The sequence below is a fragment of the Lutibacter oricola genome (assembly GCF_900106565.1).
Lineage (GTDB): Bacteria > Bacteroidota > Bacteroidia > Flavobacteriales > Flavobacteriaceae > Lutibacter > Lutibacter oricola.
The window spans coordinates 147,427-165,327 of record NZ_FNNJ01000003.1 but is presented as its reverse complement, the minus strand read 5'-3'; the positions used below and the strand labels follow the sequence as shown (position 1 = coordinate 165,327).

Here is a 17,901-nt window from a genome sequence, read left to right as displayed (position 1 = left end):
AATTTCTTAAAATTTTAAACCTGCTTCTCTTGCAGCGTCTGCTAGAGCTTTCACTCTACCGTGATACAAAAATCCATTTCTATCAAACGAAACATTCTCTACTCCAACACTTTTTGCTTTTTCAGCGATAGCGATACCTACTGATTTTGCAACGTCAGATTTAGAACCTGTAGCTTCAATTCCTTTATCTCTTGATGATACAGCTGCTAAAGTAACACCTGCGTTGTCATCTACTAATTGAGCATAAATTTCTTTATTACTTCTAAATACACTTAATCTAGGTTTAGATGCTGTACCAAAAATAACTTTTCTAATTCTATACTTAATTCTTTGTCTTCTTTCAAGCTTTGATAATGCCATAATACTATACTTTATTATGCAGATTTACCTGCTTTTCTTCTTAATTCTTCTCCTACAAACTTAACTCCTTTACCTTTGTATGGTTCTGGTTTACGTAAAGAACGAATCTTTGCCGCAACTGCACCAACTAATTGTTTATCATGTGAAGTTAATTTTACCAAAGGATTTTTTCCTTTTTCTGAAATAGTTTCTACTTTAATTTCAGGAGCAAGGTCTATTACAATATTATGTGAAAAACCTAAAGCTAAATCTAAAACTTGACCTTGGTTGCTAGCTCTATAACCAACACCTACAAGTTCTAATTCTTTAGTCCATCCTTTAGACACACCATCAATCATATTAGCGATTAAAGATCTGTATAAACCATGTTTTGCTTTATGATTCTTACTATCTGATGGTCTTTCAACAGTAATTAAACCGTCTTCTACCTTTACAGTAATATCATCTTTTAATTCTTGAGTTAACTCTCCTAATTTACCTTTAACAGTAACTACATTGTCTTTTACATCAATTGTAATTCCTTCTGGCAAATTTACTGGGTTATTTCCTATTCTTGACATCTTTGTTTCGTTCTTTTATATTAATAAACATAACATAAAACCTCTCCACCTACATGTTCTTGACGCGCTTGCTTGTTTGTCATAACACCTTTAGACGTAGAAACTATTGCTATTCCTAACCCATTCAATACACGTGGCATTTCGTCAGCACCAACATACTTACGTAAACCTGGTGTACTTACACGTTGTAATTTCTTAATAACAGGAGCTTTTGTAGCTTTATCATACTTTAAAGCTATTTTAATAGTTCCTTGAACGCTGTTATCCTCAAACTTATAGCTAAGGATATAACCTTGATCGAATAGGATCTCAGTCATTGCTTTTTTGATCTTAGATGCTGGAATTTCCACCACTCTGTGACCTGTTGCTGCAGAATTTCTTATTCTTGTAAGATAATCTGCAATTGGATCTGTATACATATATATTAATTTGCGGTTTTGGTTTTTAATCTTAGTATAAGCTTAAACCTGAAACCAATTTATATTTAAAATTTTACCAGCTTGCTTTTTTAACACCTGGTATTAAACCTTGGTTTGCCATTTCACGAAAAGTAACACGAGAAATACCAAATTGTCTCATATACCCTTTTGGTCTTCCAGTTAATTTACATCTATTATGTAAACGAACAGGAGAAGCATTTTTAGGTAGTTTTTGTAATGCTTCATAATCTCCAGCTTCTTTTAAAGCTTTACGTTTTTCAGCATACTTATCTACTAATTTTTGTCTCTTAACCTCACGGGCTTTCATTGATTCTTTAGCCATCTTAATTCTTTTTGAATGGTAAACCTAGTTCTGTTAATAATGATTTTGCTTCTTTGTCAGTTGGAGCAGATGTTACAAATGTAATATCCATACCACCAATTTTGTTAACTTTATCAATATCTATTTCTGGGAAAATGATTTGTTCAGTTATACCTAAATTGTAGTTTCCTCTTCCATCAAAACCATTAGCTTTAATTCCGTTAAAATCTCTTACACGTGGTAAAGAAGCAGTAACAAGTCTATCTAAAAACTCATACATTTTATCTCCACGTAAAGTTACTTTAACACCAATTGGCATACCTTTACGTAATTTAAAGGTTGCAACATCTTTTTTAGAAATTGTTGAAATTGCTTGCTGTCCAGAAATTTTAGTAATTTCTTCTAGAGCATAATCAATTAATTTCTTATCTGCTACTGCACCACCAACACCTTTACTAATTACAATTTTTTGTAATTTAGGTACTTGCATTACATTTTTGTAGCTAAATTCTTCTGTAAGAGCAGCTATAATTTTGCTCTTATATTCTTCCTTAAGTCTTGGTATATAAGCCATCACTATATTGCTTTATCAGATTTTTTAGAGAACCTAACTTTTTTATCACCTTCTACTCTAAAACCAACTTTAGTTACTTCACCATCTTCTAGTAACATTAAGTTAGAAATATCCATAGAAGCTTCCTTTTTTACAATACCCCCTTGAGGATTTTGTGCGCTAGGTTTAGTATGTTTAGATATCATATTAACACCTTCAACAATTGCTCTATTTTTATTTGGAAAAATAGTAACTACTTTTCCTTCTTCACCTTTATGGTCTCCTGCCATAACTCTAACAGTATCTCCTGATTTTATCTTTAATTTCATCTCTTAAATAATTTATTAAAGCACTTCAGGTGCTAATGATACAATTTTCATAAATTGTTTTTCACGAAGCTCTCTAGCAACTGGTCCGAAAACACGAGTTCCTCTCATTTCACCAGAAGTTCCATCTAACAATACACAAGCATTGTCATCAAAACGGATATAAGATCCATCTTTTCTTCTAATTTCTTTCTTCGTTCTAACAACTACTGCTTTAGAAACTTGACCTTTTTTTGCTGTTCCATTTGGAGTTGCATCTTTTATTGATACTACAATTTTATCTCCAATTGAAGCATAACGCTTCTTAGTTCCTCCTAAAACGCGGATAACAAGAACTTCTTTAGCTCCTGTGTTATCTGCTACTCTTAATCTTGATTCTGTCTGTAACATAATTATTTAGCTCTTTCTAGGATTTCTACTAACCTCCAACGTTTGTTCTTACTCATTGGACGTGTTTCCATTATTCTTACAGTATCACCAATATTGCAATCATTTGTTTCGTCATGAGCAACATATTTCTTAGTGCTCAATACGAATTTTCCGTACATAGGGTGTTTCACTTTTTTCACTTCAGCAACAACAATAGACTTTTCCATTTTGTTACTTGAAACTACTCCTATTCTTTCTTTTCTAAGATTTCTTTTTTCCATCTTTTCTTATGAATACAATTATTGTACTTCTCTTTTAGTTAATTCTGTAGCCACACGTGCAACAGTTCTTCTAAGGGCTCTCAATTGCATTGGAGTTTCCAATGGTGTAATTGCGTGAGCCATTTTTAGATCAGTATAACTCTTTTTTAAGCTAACAAGTTGTTCTTGTAACTCAACAGTCGATAATTCTTTAATTTCTGATTGTTTCATTTTATTAACTTATTAAGCGTTATCAAAATCTCTTGCAACAATAAACTTAGTTTTAACTGGCAACTTTTGTGCAGCTAAACGTAAAGCTTCTTTTGCAATTTCCATAGGTACTCCACCTATTTCAAACATAATTCTACCAGGCTTAACTACAGCAACAAAATATTCCGGTGCACCTTTACCTTTACCCATACGTACTTCTAATGGTTTTTTAGTAATCGGTTTGTCTGGAAATATTTTAATCCATAATTGTCCTTCTCTTTTCATATAACGCGTTGCCGCAATACGAGCTGCTTCTATTTGTCGAGACGTTAGTAAGTCCTGTTCAAGGGCTTTTATTCCAAACATACCGTTAGACAACTGATGTCCTCTACCAGCATTTCCACTCATGTTCCCTTTCCCTTTCTGAACTTTTCTATATTTTACTCTCTTTGGCTGTAACATAGTTCTTTCTTAATTTTAAAAAAAATTATTTTCTTCTACGATTTTGTGGACGTTTTGAATTTCCTCCTTTACCTTGTTGTTTTTTTGACAAACCAACAAGCGGTGATAATTCTCTTTTTCCATAAACTTCGCCTTTCATAATCCATACTTTTACACCAATACGGCCATAAGTTGTATGAGATTCTACAAGTGCATAGTCAATATCTGCTCTAAAAGTAGAAAGAGGGATTCTTCCATCTTTATAATGTTCAGATCGTGCCATTTCAGCACCATTTAAACGACCAGAAATTTGAACTTTAATACCTTCTGCATTCATACGCATAGTAGCTGCAATTGCCATTTTTATAGCTCTTCTATAAGAAATTCTATTCTCAATTTGACGAGCAATACTTGCAGCAACCAAACGAGCATCTAATTCTGGACGCTTGATTTCGAAAATATTAATTTGTACTTCTTTCCCAGTAATTTTCTTAAGCTCTTCTTTTAACTTGTCTACCTCTTGTCCACCTTTCCCAATAATAATACCAGGTCTTGCAGTAGTGATAGTAACGGTTACAAGTTTAAGCGTACGCTCAATAATAACACTAGATACACTTGCTTTTGCTAATCGGGCATGTACATACCTTCTTATTTTGTCATCTTCGGCAATTTTATCTCCGTAGTTTTTTCCTCCATACCAGTTAGACTCCCATCCTCTGATAATTCCGATTCTATTTCCAATTGGATTTGTTTTTTGTCCCATTTCTACTTATGATTAATTGCTTTGATTTTTACTACCTAACACTAAAGTCACGTGATTAGAACGTTTTCTAATTCTATGTGCGCGCCCTTGTGGTGCAGGTCTTAATCTTTTTAACATACTTGCGCTATCTACAAAAATTTCTTTAACAAATAAACCTGCATCTTCGATACTTGCTTCTTCGTTTTTAGCTTGCCAGTTTGCAATTGCACTTAACAATAATTTTTCTAAATTGATTGATGCTTCTTTTGAGTTAAATTTTAAAATTTGAAGTGCTTTTTCAACTTCAACTCCTCTAACTAAATCAGCAACCAAGCGCATTTTTCTTGGTGATGTAGGACAACCAGTAAGCTTAGCGAAAGCTAATTGCTTCTTCTCCTCTTTTATCTGCTGTGCTCTTAATTTTTTACGAACTCCCATGATTACCTACTATTTTTTTCCTTTATTCTTTGCACCAGCGTGTCCTCTAAATGAACGTGTTGGTGAAAATTCTCCTAACTTATGCCCTACCATGTTTTCAGTTACATATACAGGAACAAATTGACGTCCGTTGTGAACTGCAATTGTTTGTCCTACAAAATCTGGAGTGATCATTGAAGATCTTGACCAAGTTTTGATTACCGATTTCTTTCCTGATTCTAAACTAACTTGAACTTTCTTTTCAAGCTTATGAAAAACGTAAGGTCCTTTTTTTAATGAACGTGCCATATCTCAATTATTTTTTTCTGCGTTCGATAATATATTTATTACTCGCCTTAGTCTTAGATCTAGTTTTGAATCCTTTTGCAGGGATACCATTTCTTGATCTTGGATGACCTCCAGAAGATTTACCTTCTCCACCACCCATTGGGTGATCAACAGGGTTCATTACAACTGGTCTCGTTCTAGGTCTTCTACCTAACCAACGAGTTCTTCCGGCCTTACCTGAAACTAATAATTGATGATCTGAATTAGATACAACACCAATAGTTGCACTACAAGTTAACAAGATTAATCTTGTTTCACCTGAAGGCAATTTAATTGTTGCATATTTACCTTCTCTTGCCATTAACTGTGCAAAAGATCCAGCACTACGAGCAATAACAGCTCCTTGACCTGGATGTAATTCAATACAAGAGATTGTAGTTCCTAATGGAATTTCACTTAACAACATTGTATTTCCAACATCAGGAGTAGCTCCTTCACCAGAAATTACAGTTTGACCAGCTTTTAAACCATTTTGAGCAATCACATATCTCTTCTCTCCATCAGCATAATTTAATAATGCGATAAAAGCAGTTCTATTTGGATCGTACTCAATAGATTTTACTGTTGCAGGTACACCATGCTTATTTCTTTTGAAATCAATAATACGATAGTGTTTTTTATGACCACCACCAATGTAGCGCATAGTCATTTTACCTTTGTTGTTTCGACCTCCAGATCTTTTTTTCGGAGCTAATAAACTTTTCTCCGGCTTATCAGTAGTTATGGCGTCGAACCCATTTACTACTCTAAAACGCTGACCTGGTGTTATTGGTTTTAATTTTCTAACTGACATTTTTTTATCTTATCTTAGATATTGCTATAAAAATCAATATTTTCTCCTTCAGCTAACTGAACAATTGCTTTTTTATAAGCTCCTTTCATCGCTTGTACAATTCCACTTTTAGTGTATTTTGTATTACGCTGAACTGGATAATTCATTGTTCTAACATTTTCAATTGTAACACCGTAAGCTTGTTCTACAGCATTTTTAATTTCAACTTTGTTAGCTTTCTTATCTACAACAAATGCATAGCGATTAAATAATTCACTGTCATTTGTAGCTTTTTCCGTTATAATAGGTTTAATTAAAATACTCATATCTACTACCTATTTGCTTAAATTAGATTCAATTCCTTCTAATGATCCTTCTGAAAGGATTACCTTCTTCGCATGTAATAATTCATAAGTACTTAAACCTGAATTAGTTACGGTTTTTGAACGTTTCAAATTGCGCGATGACAAATATACATTTTTATTTTGTTCAGCCAACACAAATAGAGATTTTTTGTTCTCAACTCCCAATGCAGCAAGTACTTGCTTAAATTGTTTTGTGTTTGGTTTTTCAAAATTAAAGTCTTCAACAACCACAATATTTTGGTCTTTTGCTTGAATACTAAATGCAGATTTACGTGCTAATTTTTTTAAATTTTTGTTTAATTTAAAAGAATGATCTTGAGGTCTAGGACCAAAAATACGACCACCACCTCTAAATACAGGAGATTTTATACTACCTGCACGAGCGGTACCAGTACCTTTTTGCTTCTTAATCTTTCTAGTACTACCAGAAATTTCAGCACGTTCTTTAGCTTTGCTAGTTCCTTGTCTTTTATTAGCCAAAAACTGTTTTACATCTAAGTAAACAGCATGGTTATTTGGCTCAATTCCAAATACAGCATCAGAAAGTTCAACTTTTCTTCCTGTATCTTTTCCTGTTATGTCTAAAACTGATACTTTCATTATTTCTGAATGATTACGTAAGCGTTTTTGTGCCCAGGAACTGCTCCTTTAACAACAAGTAAATTCTTTTCAGAAACTACTTTTAAAACTCTTAAATTTTGAACTGTAACTTTTTTTCCTCCCATTCTTCCTGCCATACGCATTCCTTTGAATACACGCGCAGGGTAAGATGCTGCTCCAATTGAACCTGGCGCTCTTAAACGGTTATGTTGACCGTGAGTAGCTTGACCTACACCAGCAAAACCGTGACGTTTTACAACCCCTTGAAAACCTTTACCTTTAGAAGTTGCTGAAACATCAACAAACTCTCCTTCAGTAAATAATTCAACTGTTAATTCATCTCCTAATTTATGCTCATCTTCAAAATCTTGGAACTCAACGACTTTCTTTTTGGCAACGGTACCAGCTTTACTAAAGTGACCGTCTAAAGCTTTATTAGAGCTTTTTGCCTTCTTGTCATCGAAACCTATTTGAAGGGCATTATACCCGTCAACCTCTTCGGTTCTGACTTGGGTAACTACACAAGGACCTGCTTCGATTACTGTACAAGGAATATTTTTCCCGTTTTCATCAAATAAGCTGGTCATTCCGATTTTTCTACCTATTAACCCAGACATTTTTAATTATTTATTAATTATTAATTTATTTTCTATTTTAAAAAAACAGGGTCGAAATACTTCAACCCTGATGTATTTTTTTCGTTTTTCCTTCGACAACCGCTCAGGACATGTTACCAAAATTAATTGGCAGTAGTAATTATACTTTAATTTCTACTTCTACTCCACTTGGAAGTTCTAATTTCATTAGCGCATCAATAGTCTTAGATGAAGAACTATAAATATCTAATAATCTTTTATAAGAACTTAATTGGAATTGTTCACGAGATTTTTTGTTTACGTGTGGTGAACGTAATACTGTAAAAATCTTTTTATGTGTTGGTAATGGAATTGGCCCATTTACAACAGCTCCAGTATTTTTTACTGTTTTTACGATTTTCTCAGCAGATTTATCTACTAAATTGTAATCGTATGATTTTAATTTTATTCTAATTTTTTGACTCATAGTTTCTAATTTAGAGATTAACCTTTTGCTTTTTCGATTACATCTTCAGCAATATTGTTTGGACATTGCTCGAAGTGTGAAAATTCCATTGAAGAAGATGCTCTACCAGATGATAACGTTCTTAATGTAGTTACATATCCAAACATTTCTGATAATGGTACGTTAGCTTTAACAACTTTTGCACCAGCTCTATCATCCATTGAATTAACCTGACCTCTACGTCTATTTAAATCACCAACAATATCACCCATGTTTTCTTCTGGAGTAACAACGTCAATCTTCATAATAGGTTCTAAAATTACAGCTTTAGCAGATTTTGCCGCAGCTTTGAATCCCATTTTCGCAGCTAATTCGAACGATAATTGATCTGAATCTACCGCGTGGAATGAACCATCATATAAAGTTACTTTTAAACTATCTACTTCGTATCCAGCTAAAGGTCCAGCTTTCATAGCTTCTTTAAATCCTTTTTCTACTGAAGGAACAAATTCTTTAGGAATATTACCACCTTTAATAGTGTTTTCAAATATTAATCCAACTTCTCCTTCTGGAGCAGGCTCCATAATAAATTTAATATCTGCGAATTTACCACGTCCACCAGATTGTTTTTTATAAACTTCACGGTGATCCGCTTTTGCTGTAACAGCTTCTTTATATTCTACCTGAGGTTGACCTTCGTTAACTTCAACTTTAAATTCACGCTTTAAACGATCTACAATTACTTCTAAGTGTAATTCACCCATTCCTGAAATAATTGTTTGACCAGAAGCATCATCTGTTTTAACTGTAAACGTTGGATCTTCTTCAGCTAATTTACCTAAAGCCATACCTAACTTATCTACATCAGATTTTGTTTTTGGCTCTACTGCAATACCAATTACAGGATCTGGAAAGTCCATTGACTCTAATACTATCGGTGCTTTTTCATCACACATAGTATCTCCTGTTTTAATATCTTTAAAACCTACACCTGCACCAATATCACCTGCTTCGATATAGTCGATAGCATTTTGTTTATTAGAGTGCATTTGATAGATTCTTGAAATACGTTCTTTTTTACCAGAACGACTATTGTATATGTAAGAACCTGCATCTAAACGACCAGAATACGCTCTAAAGAAAGCTAAACGACCTACAAAAGGATCTGTAGCAATTTTAAAAGCTAAAGCAGCAAACGGCTCCTTAACATCTGGCTTACGAATTTCTTCTTCTTCAGTTTTTGGGTTCGTTCCAATAATACCCTCTTTATCTGTTGGAGAAGGTAAATAACGACATACAGCATCTAATAAAAACTGAACACCTTTATTTTTGAATGCAGAACCACAAACCATAGGAATTATAGACATATCCATTACAGCGGCACGCAAAGCAGCATGAACCTCATCTTCTGTAATAGAATTTTCATCTTCCATATATTTTTCTAAAAGAGTATCATCATAAGCAGCAACTTCTTCAATAAGTTTACCACGTAACTCATGAGCTTCTTCTTTTAATTCTTCAGGAATATCTACTACATCAAAAGTTGATCCTTGTGTTTGATCGTGCCAAATAATTGCTCTATTTTTCACTAAATCAACCACACCTTTAAAGTTATCCTCATCACCAATATTCATAACAATAGGCACTGCATTAGAACCTAGCATTTCTTTTACTTGCTGACAAACGGCTAAAAAGTTAGCTCCTTGACGGTCCATTTTATTAACAAACCCAATTCTTGGAACTTTATAGTTATCTGCTAATCTCCAGTTAGTTTCTGATTGAGGCTCAACACCATCTACAGCACTAAATAAGAAAACTAAACCATCTAAAACTCTTAATGAACGATTCACCTCAACTGTAAAATCAACGTGACCTGGTGTATCAATAATATTAAAGTGGTAACCTTTAGCTTCTTTTGTTGGAACTCCATTTTCTGTTGGAAATTGCCATGTACATGTTGTAGCAGCAGAAGTAATTGTAATACCTCTTTCTTGCTCTTGCTCCATCCAGTCCATTGTTGCAGCACCATCATGTACTTCACCAATTTTATGAGAAACTCCTGTGTAATAAAGAATACGCTCTGTACAAGTAGTTTTACCTGCATCAATATGAGCTGCAATTCCAATATTTCTTGTGTATTTTAAATCTCTTGACATTTCTAACTATATTTAAAATCTAAGGTGAGAGAATGCTTTATTCGCATCAGCCATTTTATGTACATCAACTCTTTTCTTAACAGCAGCACCTTCTTCTTTTGCAGCAGCTAATACTTCACCAGCTAAACGCTGAGCCATTGATTTTTCATTACGCTTTCTAGCAGCTGAAATTAACCACTTGATAGCCATTGACACTTTACGGTCAGGTCTAATTTGCATTGGAATTTGGAATGTAGCACCACCAACTCTACGACTACGTACTTCTACGTGAGGCATAACATTAGTTAAAGCATCTTTCCATAATTCTAATGATGTTTTTTCTTCTTCTTGATTCTTTTCTTCTACGATTGCCAATGCATCATAAAATACTTTGAAAGCTACAGATTTTTTACCATCCCACATTAAGTTGTTTACAAAACGTGTTACTAACTGATCGTTAAATTTTGGATCCGGTAAAAGAACTCTTTTTTTCGCTCTTCTTTTTCTCATGTCTTTACATTAAAGTTTTTAAATTACTTCTTTGGGGCTTTTGTACCATATTTTGAACGACGCTGAGTTCTTCCGTCAACACCGGCTGTGTCTAATGCTCCACGTACAATGTGGTATCTAACACCTGGTAAATCTTTAACCCTTCCACCTCTAACTAATACTATCGAGTGCTCTTGTAAATTATGTCCTTCACCTGGAATGTAAGCATTAACTTCATTTCCATTTGTTAACCTTACCCTTGCAACTTTACGCATTGCTGAGTTTGGTTTTTTAGGCGTAGTAGTATATACACGAGTACATACACCTCTACGTTGAGGACAAGAATTTAAAGCAGCCGATTTACTCTTCTTAGTTATTTTGGTTCTTCCTTTTCGTACTAATTGCGAAATTGTTGGCATACTAAATTTTTGTTATAATTACTTTTATTTTATAAATGCTCTTTTTTAAGAGTGTGCAAATGTACAAATAATTTATTGTAATTCAAACATCTACGAATTATATTTTTTAAGAAATAATTTACCGTATTTTTGCTTAAATTAACTTTTTGGGCTTGAAACTTAAAAACATATTACACCTTATTATATTACTTATATACGTAAACAACTCTTTTTCTCAAAAAAAAGAACTTGTAGTATACTCTAACGACACACTATTCAACACTATACCATATAAAAAATTTCACAATACTAAAAAAAGTGTATCTAACGAAATAAAAATCTTTACAGATCAATTACTATTAAACGGGTACATAAACTACCAACAAACCACTATAGACAACGATTCAATTATCAAATTAAACTTTAAGTTAAATGAAAAAATTGACTCTTTAAAAATACATTTTGAAACTTCCAACCTACCAGAATTTATATTAAAAAAAGCTCAAAATAAAACCCACATCACTATACCAATAGTTAAAACTGATGAAATTTTAAATCAAATATTAGATTATTACGTAAGTAACGGATATTCGTTTACAACAGTAAACTTAAAAAACACATTAATTAATAATGGCCTTATAGAGTCTAATCTTAAAATTAATTTTAATAAAGAAAGAAATATAAACAATATTACTATCGAAGGATATGATGAATTTCCGAAGAAAAAACTTTTGAAAATTTTACAACTAAACAACAAAACAACATTCAACAAAGAAAAACTCAAAATCATAAACAATAAATTAACCAACTTAAATTTTGCTACTACAATAAAAAAACCACAAGTTTTATTCACTAAAGATTCCACAGAACTCTATCTATACTTAAGAAAAAAATCTAGCAGCAAAATTGATGGTCTAATTGGATTTTCAAATGAAGATGGTAAAAAAATAAAGGTAAACGGTTTTTTAAACTTAGAACTTAACAACACCTTTAACAAGAACGAAGAAATAAAAATCAAATGGCTAAGCAACTCTAATACTTCTACTTTAAATCTTAATTACTTTACACCCTATATTTTTGGATCTAATTTTAATTTAGGTGGAAGTTTTGAAATTATAAGAAAAGATTCAACATACACAAACACCCTTTCTCAATTCAAGCTAGGATACAACCTTTCAAGAAATATAGAAGTTAGCTCTATAATCCTTTTTAACAAGTCTAACATTACAAACAATAACAACATATTTAATTTTGAAAACTTCAACAAAAAGCTTTATGGAATATCACTAAGTTTTAACAACCACAAACAAACTCACATTACAAACACAAACTCACCTAACATTAAATCCAATTTCCTAACTGGAAATAATGAAATAAGCAACACTAAAAGCAGCCAGCTAAAATATAATTTTTACATAAGCTACCTATTTAGTATAAATTCAAAAAACTTCATTTTTTTAAAATCACAAAACGAATATTTAAATTCAAAATCACCTATAGAAAATGATAGGTTTAGAATTGGAGGATTTAACACAATTAGAGGTTTTAACGAAGAAAGTATATTAACTTACAAATATTCTACTAACACAATAGAACACCATTATTTAACAACTAGTTTTAATTATCTATACACCTTTATAGATATAGCATTTATACAAAAACCTGAAAGTAATTCATTTTTAGGCTTAGGCATTGGTTACAACATCAAAAATAAAAATTCAATTTTTAATATTGGTTACGCTCTGGGAAAATCAAAACATTCTCAATTAAAACTTCAAAATTCAAAACTTTTACTAAAAATTTCTTATTTATTTTAACAATTTAACTATTAGCAAAATTTAACATATTCTCTTAAAATATTCACAAACACAATCTTATCTTAATCTTTTTTTAACATAATTTAGATATTAAACACAATTTAACTTGGAATATTAACATATTATTAAGATTTTTGCCTCGATTAATTCAAATAATTATATAATGAAAACAAAGTTAAATGGTTTTTTAACACTTCTTTTAGTGTTATTCGTGCAAATTTCGTTTGCACAAGAAAAGACTGTTACCGGTAAGGTTGCTGATGCTAGCGGCCCATTACCTGGTGTAACAGTAGTTGTAAAAGGTACCAATACTGGTACTCAATCAGATTTTGACGGTAATTACTCAATCAAAGCAAAACCAGGAGCTGTACTTCAATTCAGCTTTATTGGTATGACTACAGTTGAGAAAACAGTTGGAGCTTCTAACAAAATAGATGTAACAATGATTGAAAGTGCAGAAGCACTAGACGAAGTTGTTGTAACAGCCTTAGGTATTAAACGTGATAAAAAGAGTTTAGGTTATGCTACGCAAGAAATAAAAGGAGACGCTGTAAGTACAGCTAAAGATCCAAACTTCGTAAACTCTTTATCAGGTAAAATTGCAGGTATCGATGTGAAATCTAGTGGTACTATGGGTGGTTCTACCAACGTAGTAATGCGTGGATACTCATCTTTATATAACAGTAACCAAGCTTTATTTGTAGTGGACGGGGTTCCTGTTAGTAATATTAACTCAAACTCTTCTGACCAATCAACTGGTCGTGGTGGTTATGATTTTGGTAATGCAGCACAAGATATCAATCCAGATGATATTGAATCTGTAAACGTTTTAAAAGGTGGTGCTGCAACTGCACTTTACGGTTCTAGAGCTGCAAATGGTGTAATTGTTATTACAACTAAAAAAGGTAAAAACCGTGATAACAAAGGAATAGGAGTAACAATTAACACTTCTGTTACTTTTAACAAATATAACAGCGAAACTATGGCTCAGTACCAAAAAGAATATGGTGCTGGTTACTCTGACTACTACTATGATGCTGGTGGACCTAGAGGTGGTGGATTCTTTGTTAGAGATTTAGATGGTGATGGTATTGATGATTTAACAACTCCTTCAACTGAAGATGCTTCATTTGGAGCTGCTTTTGACCCAAGTTTATCTGTTTACCAATGGGATTCTTGGTACCCACAATTAGGTGATACTTATTTACAAGCAACACCTTGGGAAGCTGCAAAAAATGACCCAAACTCATATTTTAAAGTTGGTAGTACAATTTTTAAAAGTGTTGCCCTTGATGGTGCAAATGAAGAAGGTAACTTTAGATTAGGTTACACTAAATTAAATCAAGAAGGTATCCTTGAAAACAGTAGTATTATTAGAGATAATGTTGATTTTGGTGGTAGTTATAAATTAACAGATAAATTAACAGCAAGTGCTAAAGCAACTTACGTTAAAACAAAAGGTAAAGGACGTTACGGAACTGGTTATGATTCTAACAACCCTATGCAAGCAATGAGACAATGGTGGCAAACTAATGTTGATGTCAAAGAACAAAGAGCTGCATATTTTGCAACAAGAGACAACATTACTTGGAATTCAAACGATCCTTTAACTGATTTATCTCCTATTTATTCTGATAACCCATATTGGACTAGATACGAAAACTACGAAACAGATTCAAGAAATCGTGTTTTTGGTAATTTCACTTTAAATTATGAAATAAATGACTGGTTAAGTGCAATGGGTAGAGTTACTCTAGATACTTACAGTGGTATTCAAGAAGAAAGAATTAACGTTGGTTCTGTAGATATTTCAAAATACTCTCGTTTTAACGAAAGTTTTACAGAAAACAACTTTGACTTTATGTTAAACTTCAATAAAGACTTAAGTGAAAAAATTAACTTAAGAGCTGTTTTAGGTTCTAACATTCAAACAACAAGATACTCTAACATCCTTTCTTCAACAAATGGTGGTTTAAGTATTGCTCGTTTATACGCTTTATCAAACTCTGCAGGAACTTTATTAGCTCCAGACGAATACGAATACCATAGAAGAACTGACGGTTACTATGCTAACGTATCTTTAGATTTCGACAACCTTATTTTTGTTGAAGGTTCTTACCGTTACGATACAGCATCAACACTACCTACTGATAATAATGCATACTCATACTATGGTGCTTCAGGTAGTTTCTTATTCTCAAGCTTATTAGAATCTAATGCAATTCAATTAGGTAAATTAAGAGTTGGTTATGCTAAAACTGGTAACTCTGCAAGACCGCTATCTGTTTATGACACTTATGTATTAGGTGATAATGTTGGAGGTCAACCAATTGCTTCATTACCTTCTACTAAAAACAATAACAATTTAAAGAACGAGATTTCTAACGAAATTGAAGTTGGTTTAGAAATGGCTTTCTTAAAAAATAGATTAGGATTCGACTTATCAGTTTACAATAAAACTTCTGAAGATTTAATTACTCCAGCTTCTATTACAGGAGCAACAGGTTATACACGTCAGTGGATTAATGCTGGTGAAATTGAAAATAAAGGTGTTGAATTATCTTTATACGGTTCTCCTGTTAAAACAGATGATTTTGAATGGAAAGTTAACGTTAACTGGGGACAAAACAAGAGTGAGGTATTATCTTTACCTGATGGTTTAGATAACCTACAATTAACGTCATTACAAGGTGGTGTTTCAATAAACGCAACTATTGGTGAAGCATACGGACAAATTAAAGGTTCTGATTTTGTTTATGTTGATGGAGAAAAAGTTGTAAACCAAGATACTGGTTACTACGAAAAAACTGCTAGTACTTCAGAAAACTTAGGAAGCTTCCAAGCTGACTGGAAAGGTGGTATTAACAACTCTTTCAGATATAAAAACCTATCTTTTAGCTTTTTAATTGATGTTCAAAAAGGAGGTAACATATTCTCTTTAGATACTTGGTATGGATACGCAACAGGATTGTATGATTTCCAAGCTGGAACAAACGACCTAGGAAATGAAAAACGTATTTCTATTGCTGATGGTGGTGGAATTATTTTACCAGGTGTTGCTCCTGACGGAACAGCTAACGAAGTAAGATCTAGATACGATTATTATGCACACGGTGAAGGTTATACAAGAGCACCAAATGCAATGCATGTATACGATGCTAGTTATGTTAAATTAAGAGAAGTTAGTTTAGCTTATACTTTCCCTAAAAATCTATTCAAAAATAGTTTTATTGAAAACTTAACTGTTACTGCAACAGGTAGAAACTTATGGATTATTGACAAAAACACTCCTTATACTGATCCAGAAGCTGGTTTAAGTTCAGGAAATGTTCAAGGGTACCAATCAGGTGCATATCCGTCTACAAAAGACTATGGGTTTAACATTAAATTAGAATTTTAAAAAATGAAAATAATGAAAAAATTAATATTAATCGCCTTACTTATTGGTACAACAATTTCTTGTGAAGATTTTGAAGGCTGGAATGTTGACACCAAGAACCCAAGCGAAGTACCGGCTAGTTTTTTAATGACTAGTGCGCAAAGAACCATTTTCCTTAGGATGACAAGTCCAAGTGTAAATTACAACATTTTTAAAATGTTTTCTCAACACTGGACAGCAACTACTTATACAGATGAAGCTAACTACGATTTAAGACAAAGAGATGTTAGTGGAACTTTCTACACTTATATGTATAGAGATGTTTTAAGTGACTTACAAGAATCAAAAAAAATAGTTTCTGCTGAAGAAGTTAGTGTTTTTGAACAACCTATTAAAAATAATAAATTAGCCATTATTGAATTAATGGAAGCATACGCATGGCATGTAATTGTAGATACTTATGGTGATGCTCCTTACAGCGAAGCTTTATTAGGAAGTGAAAATTTACTACCTAAATATGATGATGATGCTGAAATTTACATGGACATTTTTTCTAGAATTGATGCTGCTTTAGCTAAAATTACTTCTAACGACTCTTTTGGAGGTAGTGATTTAATTTACGGTGGAAATATGGATAACTGGAAGAAATTTGGAAATTCTTTAAAATTAAGAATGGCCGTACGTATTTCAGATTATGATGCTGCAAGCGCTAAGACTTACGCACAAGCTGCTATTAATAGTGGTGTATTTACCTCTGAAGATGATAACGCATCTTTCCCTTTTGAAAGTGGACCACCAAATGCAAATCCAATATGGAGTGCTATTGTAGAATCTGGTCGTTCAGATATTATTGTAGCAAACACATTTGTTGATGTAATTTCACCATTAAACGATCCAAGAGCTTCTGTATTTATGGATGATAATTTAGATCCATACGTAGGTGGACCTTACGGACAAAACAACCCTTACTCAAATTACACGCACTTAGGTGATAAATTTCATGAGGCTGACTTAGAAGGAATCATCCTTAGTTACGAAGAAGTTGAATTTTTACAAGCTGAAGCTATTGAACGTAATTTAATAAGTGGAGATGCTGAAACTCATTACAACAATGGTGTTACTGCTTCTATTAAATATTGGACAGGAAGTGATGCTGATGCTGCTACATATTTAGCACAGACTTCAGTAGCTTACGATGCTGCTAATTGGGAACAAAGTATTGGGGTTCAAAAATGGATCGCTTTATTTGGTAAAGGTTTTGAAGCTTGGAGTAGCTGGAGAATGTTAGATTACCCTGCTATGAATAGACCTGCTGTTTCTAACTTACCAGTACCAAGACGTTATTTATATGGTAATGACGACCCAGATATTAACGGTGCAAACTACGAAGCTGCATCTTCTGCAATGGGAGGTGATGCTTTAGACTCAAGAGTATTTTGGGACATAAATGGAGCGGGTAACTAATTACTTGTTTTAATAATACAATTTAAAAGCCTAGGGAATTTCCCTAGGCTTTTTTTATTTATCTAATAATGAATACTAAATAATTGATTGTTATAAAGCAATAAATTACACTAT

24 protein-coding genes are annotated in these 17,901 nt (G+C 32.8%); 3 read left to right on the top strand and 21 right to left on the bottom strand.

The features are described from left to right. Positions 1-6: 6 nt before the first annotated feature. From rplR to rpsL, 21 genes are all read right to left on the bottom strand, one after another. Entirely contained in the window at positions 7-360 is a 354-nt protein-coding gene (gene rplR / locus BLU40_RS08405; RefSeq protein WP_090122300.1) for a 50S ribosomal protein L18, read from the bottom strand. Positions 361-374: 14 nt separating this feature from the next. Continuing rightward, on the bottom strand, positions 375-920 hold the full coding sequence (gene rplF, locus BLU40_RS08400; protein WP_090122297.1) for a 50S ribosomal protein L6: 546 nt from the start codon (positions 918-920) through the stop codon (positions 375-377). Between the two features lie 20 nt (positions 921-940). Beyond that, a complete protein-coding gene (rpsH, locus tag BLU40_RS08395; protein ID WP_090122294.1) occupies positions 941-1,339 on the bottom strand; it encodes a 30S ribosomal protein S8 in 399 nt (132 codons plus the stop codon). A gap of 73 nt (positions 1,340-1,412) precedes the next feature. Continuing rightward, positions 1,413-1,682: a 30S ribosomal protein S14 gene (rpsN, locus tag BLU40_RS08390; protein ID WP_090122290.1), complete on the bottom strand. Its 270-nt coding sequence runs from the start codon at positions 1,680-1,682 to the stop codon at positions 1,413-1,415. 1 nt (position 1,683) lies between these two features. After that, positions 1,684-2,235 (bottom strand): 50S ribosomal protein L5, encoded by a 552-nt coding sequence (gene rplE, locus BLU40_RS08385; protein ID WP_090122288.1) that lies wholly within the window; start codon positions 2,233-2,235, stop codon positions 1,684-1,686. 2 nt (positions 2,236-2,237) lie between these two features. Further along, positions 2,238-2,543 carry a 50S ribosomal protein L24 gene (gene rplX / locus BLU40_RS08380; RefSeq protein WP_090122287.1) on the bottom strand — a complete coding sequence of 102 codons (306 nt, stop codon included), beginning with the start codon at positions 2,541-2,543 and terminating at the stop codon, positions 2,238-2,240. 15 nt (positions 2,544-2,558) lie between these two features. Beyond that, positions 2,559-2,930 carry a 50S ribosomal protein L14 gene (rplN, locus tag BLU40_RS08375; RefSeq protein WP_090122285.1) on the bottom strand — a complete coding sequence of 124 codons (372 nt, stop codon included), beginning with the start codon at positions 2,928-2,930 and terminating at the stop codon, positions 2,559-2,561. 2 nt (positions 2,931-2,932) lie between these two features. Continuing rightward, complete coding sequence (gene rpsQ / locus BLU40_RS08370; RefSeq protein ID WP_090122284.1) at positions 2,933-3,190, bottom strand: 30S ribosomal protein S17; 258 nt, start codon at positions 3,188-3,190, stop codon at positions 2,933-2,935. Positions 3,191-3,208: 18 nt separating this feature from the next. Next, entirely contained in the window at positions 3,209-3,400 is a 192-nt protein-coding gene (gene rpmC, locus BLU40_RS08365) for a 50S ribosomal protein L29 (RefSeq protein WP_090122282.1), read from the bottom strand. A gap of 12 nt (positions 3,401-3,412) precedes the next feature. Further along, positions 3,413-3,841, bottom strand: coding sequence for a 50S ribosomal protein L16 (rplP, locus tag BLU40_RS08360; RefSeq protein WP_090122280.1), 429 nt, complete (start codon positions 3,839-3,841; stop codon positions 3,413-3,415). A 25-nt stretch (positions 3,842-3,866) separates the two neighbouring features. Beyond that, on the bottom strand, positions 3,867-4,583 hold the full coding sequence (gene rpsC / locus BLU40_RS08355; protein WP_090122278.1) for a 30S ribosomal protein S3: 717 nt from the start codon (positions 4,581-4,583) through the stop codon (positions 3,867-3,869). A 12-nt stretch (positions 4,584-4,595) separates the two neighbouring features. Then, positions 4,596-5,000 carry a 50S ribosomal protein L22 gene (gene rplV, locus BLU40_RS08350; protein ID WP_090122276.1) on the bottom strand — a complete coding sequence of 135 codons (405 nt, stop codon included), beginning with the start codon at positions 4,998-5,000 and terminating at the stop codon, positions 4,596-4,598. A 9-nt stretch (positions 5,001-5,009) separates the two neighbouring features. After that, a complete protein-coding gene (gene rpsS, locus BLU40_RS08345) occupies positions 5,010-5,288 on the bottom strand; it encodes a 30S ribosomal protein S19 (RefSeq protein WP_090122274.1) in 279 nt (92 codons plus the stop codon). Positions 5,289-5,295: 7 nt separating this feature from the next. Further along, a complete protein-coding gene (gene rplB, locus BLU40_RS08340; RefSeq protein ID WP_090122272.1) occupies positions 5,296-6,120 on the bottom strand; it encodes a 50S ribosomal protein L2 in 825 nt (274 codons plus the stop codon). Positions 6,121-6,134: 14 nt separating this feature from the next. Beyond that, the gene (rplW, locus tag BLU40_RS08335) at positions 6,135-6,425 is read right to left on the bottom strand and encodes a 50S ribosomal protein L23 (protein ID WP_090122269.1); all 291 of its coding nucleotides are present in this window, start codon (positions 6,423-6,425) and stop codon (positions 6,135-6,137) included. 9 nt (positions 6,426-6,434) lie between these two features. Then, positions 6,435-7,064, bottom strand: coding sequence for a 50S ribosomal protein L4 (gene rplD, locus BLU40_RS08330; RefSeq protein ID WP_090122266.1), 630 nt, complete (start codon positions 7,062-7,064; stop codon positions 6,435-6,437). Then, complete coding sequence (gene rplC / locus BLU40_RS08325; RefSeq protein ID WP_090122263.1) at positions 7,064-7,681, bottom strand: 50S ribosomal protein L3; 618 nt, start codon at positions 7,679-7,681, stop codon at positions 7,064-7,066. The genes rplD and rplC overlap by 1 nt, the downstream gene beginning before the upstream one ends. A 139-nt stretch (positions 7,682-7,820) precedes the next feature. Then, positions 7,821-8,126, bottom strand: coding sequence for a 30S ribosomal protein S10 (gene rpsJ, locus BLU40_RS08320; protein ID WP_070237956.1), 306 nt, complete (start codon positions 8,124-8,126; stop codon positions 7,821-7,823). 17 nt (positions 8,127-8,143) lie between these two features. Continuing rightward, the gene (gene fusA, locus BLU40_RS08315; protein WP_090122260.1) at positions 8,144-10,261 is read right to left on the bottom strand and encodes an elongation factor G; all 2,118 of its coding nucleotides are present in this window, start codon (positions 10,259-10,261) and stop codon (positions 8,144-8,146) included. A 12-nt stretch (positions 10,262-10,273) separates the two neighbouring features. After that, entirely contained in the window at positions 10,274-10,750 is a 477-nt protein-coding gene (rpsG, locus tag BLU40_RS08310) for a 30S ribosomal protein S7 (protein ID WP_090122257.1), read from the bottom strand. A gap of 23 nt (positions 10,751-10,773) precedes the next feature. Beyond that, a complete protein-coding gene (gene rpsL / locus BLU40_RS08305) occupies positions 10,774-11,148 on the bottom strand; it encodes a 30S ribosomal protein S12 (protein ID WP_068206887.1) in 375 nt (124 codons plus the stop codon). A 152-nt stretch (positions 11,149-11,300) separates the two neighbouring features. On the opposite strand from rpsL, the gene BLU40_RS08300 reads away from it, so the two are divergent. The 3 genes from BLU40_RS08300 (at position 11,301) to BLU40_RS08290 (ending at position 17,787) form a co-directional block, all read left to right on the top strand. Beyond that, entirely contained in the window at positions 11,301-12,944 is a 1,644-nt protein-coding gene (locus BLU40_RS08300) for a POTRA domain-containing protein (protein WP_090122254.1), read from the top strand. 163 nt (positions 12,945-13,107) lie between these two features. Beyond that, positions 13,108-16,344, top strand: a complete 3,237-nt coding sequence (locus BLU40_RS08295; RefSeq protein WP_090122252.1) for a SusC/RagA family TonB-linked outer membrane protein — start codon at positions 13,108-13,110, stop codon at positions 16,342-16,344. A 12-nt stretch (positions 16,345-16,356) separates the two neighbouring features. After that, a complete protein-coding gene (locus BLU40_RS08290; protein ID WP_175454760.1) occupies positions 16,357-17,787 on the top strand; it encodes a SusD/RagB family nutrient-binding outer membrane lipoprotein in 1,431 nt (476 codons plus the stop codon). Positions 17,788-17,901: the final 114 nt, after the last annotated feature.

What these genes read in the sequence shown, in the direction of transcription:
- rplX (WP_090122287.1), bottom strand. Translation starts at nt 2,543, where the DNA reads ATGAAATTAAAGATAAAATCAGGAGATACTGTTAGAGTTATGGCAGGA.
- rpsS (WP_090122274.1), bottom strand. Translation starts at nt 5,288, where the DNA reads ATGGCACGTTCATTAAAAAAAGGACCTTACGTTTTTCATAAGCTTGAA.
- rplW (WP_090122269.1), bottom strand. Translation starts at nt 6,425, where the DNA reads ATGAGTATTTTAATTAAACCTATTATAACGGAAAAAGCTACAAATGAC.
- rpsL (WP_068206887.1), bottom strand. Translation starts at nt 11,148, where the DNA reads ATGCCAACAATTTCGCAATTAGTACGAAAAGGAAGAACCAAAATAACT.
- rplB (WP_090122272.1), bottom strand. Translation starts at nt 6,120, where the DNA reads ATGTCAGTTAGAAAATTAAAACCAATAACACCAGGTCAGCGTTTTAGA.
- rplP (WP_090122280.1), bottom strand. Translation starts at nt 3,841, where the DNA reads ATGTTACAGCCAAAGAGAGTAAAATATAGAAAAGTTCAGAAAGGGAAA.
- rpsQ (WP_090122284.1), bottom strand. Translation starts at nt 3,190, where the DNA reads ATGGAAAAAAGAAATCTTAGAAAAGAAAGAATAGGAGTAGTTTCAAGT.
- rpsG (WP_090122257.1), bottom strand. Translation starts at nt 10,750, where the DNA reads ATGAGAAAAAGAAGAGCGAAAAAAAGAGTTCTTTTACCGGATCCAAAA.
- BLU40_RS08290 (WP_175454760.1), top strand. Translation starts at nt 16,357, where the DNA reads ATGAAAAAATTAATATTAATCGCCTTACTTATTGGTACAACAATTTCT.
- rpsC (WP_090122278.1), bottom strand. Translation starts at nt 4,583, where the DNA reads ATGGGACAAAAAACAAATCCAATTGGAAATAGAATCGGAATTATCAGA.
- rplN (WP_090122285.1), bottom strand. Translation starts at nt 2,930, where the DNA reads ATGTTACAGACAGAATCAAGATTAAGAGTAGCAGATAACACAGGAGCT.
- rpmC (WP_090122282.1), bottom strand. Translation starts at nt 3,400, where the DNA reads ATGAAACAATCAGAAATTAAAGAATTATCGACTGTTGAGTTACAAGAA.
- rpsH (WP_090122294.1), bottom strand. Translation starts at nt 1,339, where the DNA reads ATGTATACAGATCCAATTGCAGATTATCTTACAAGAATAAGAAATTCT.
- rplV (WP_090122276.1), bottom strand. Translation starts at nt 5,000, where the DNA reads ATGGGAGTTCGTAAAAAATTAAGAGCACAGCAGATAAAAGAGGAGAAG.
- fusA (WP_090122260.1), bottom strand. Translation starts at nt 10,261, where the DNA reads ATGTCAAGAGATTTAAAATACACAAGAAATATTGGAATTGCAGCTCAT.
- rpsJ (WP_070237956.1), bottom strand. Translation starts at nt 8,126, where the DNA reads ATGAGTCAAAAAATTAGAATAAAATTAAAATCATACGATTACAATTTA.
- rplD (WP_090122266.1), bottom strand. Translation starts at nt 7,064, where the DNA reads ATGAAAGTATCAGTTTTAGACATAACAGGAAAAGATACAGGAAGAAAA.
- BLU40_RS08295 (WP_090122252.1), top strand. Translation starts at nt 13,108, where the DNA reads ATGAAAACAAAGTTAAATGGTTTTTTAACACTTCTTTTAGTGTTATTC.
- rplC (WP_090122263.1), bottom strand. Translation starts at nt 7,681, where the DNA reads ATGTCTGGGTTAATAGGTAGAAAAATCGGAATGACCAGCTTATTTGAT.
- rpsN (WP_090122290.1), bottom strand. Translation starts at nt 1,682, where the DNA reads ATGGCTAAAGAATCAATGAAAGCCCGTGAGGTTAAGAGACAAAAATTA.
- rplR (WP_090122300.1), bottom strand. Translation starts at nt 360, where the DNA reads ATGGCATTATCAAAGCTTGAAAGAAGACAAAGAATTAAGTATAGAATT.
- rplE (WP_090122288.1), bottom strand. Translation starts at nt 2,235, where the DNA reads ATGGCTTATATACCAAGACTTAAGGAAGAATATAAGAGCAAAATTATA.
- rplF (WP_090122297.1), bottom strand. Translation starts at nt 920, where the DNA reads ATGTCAAGAATAGGAAATAACCCAGTAAATTTGCCAGAAGGAATTACA.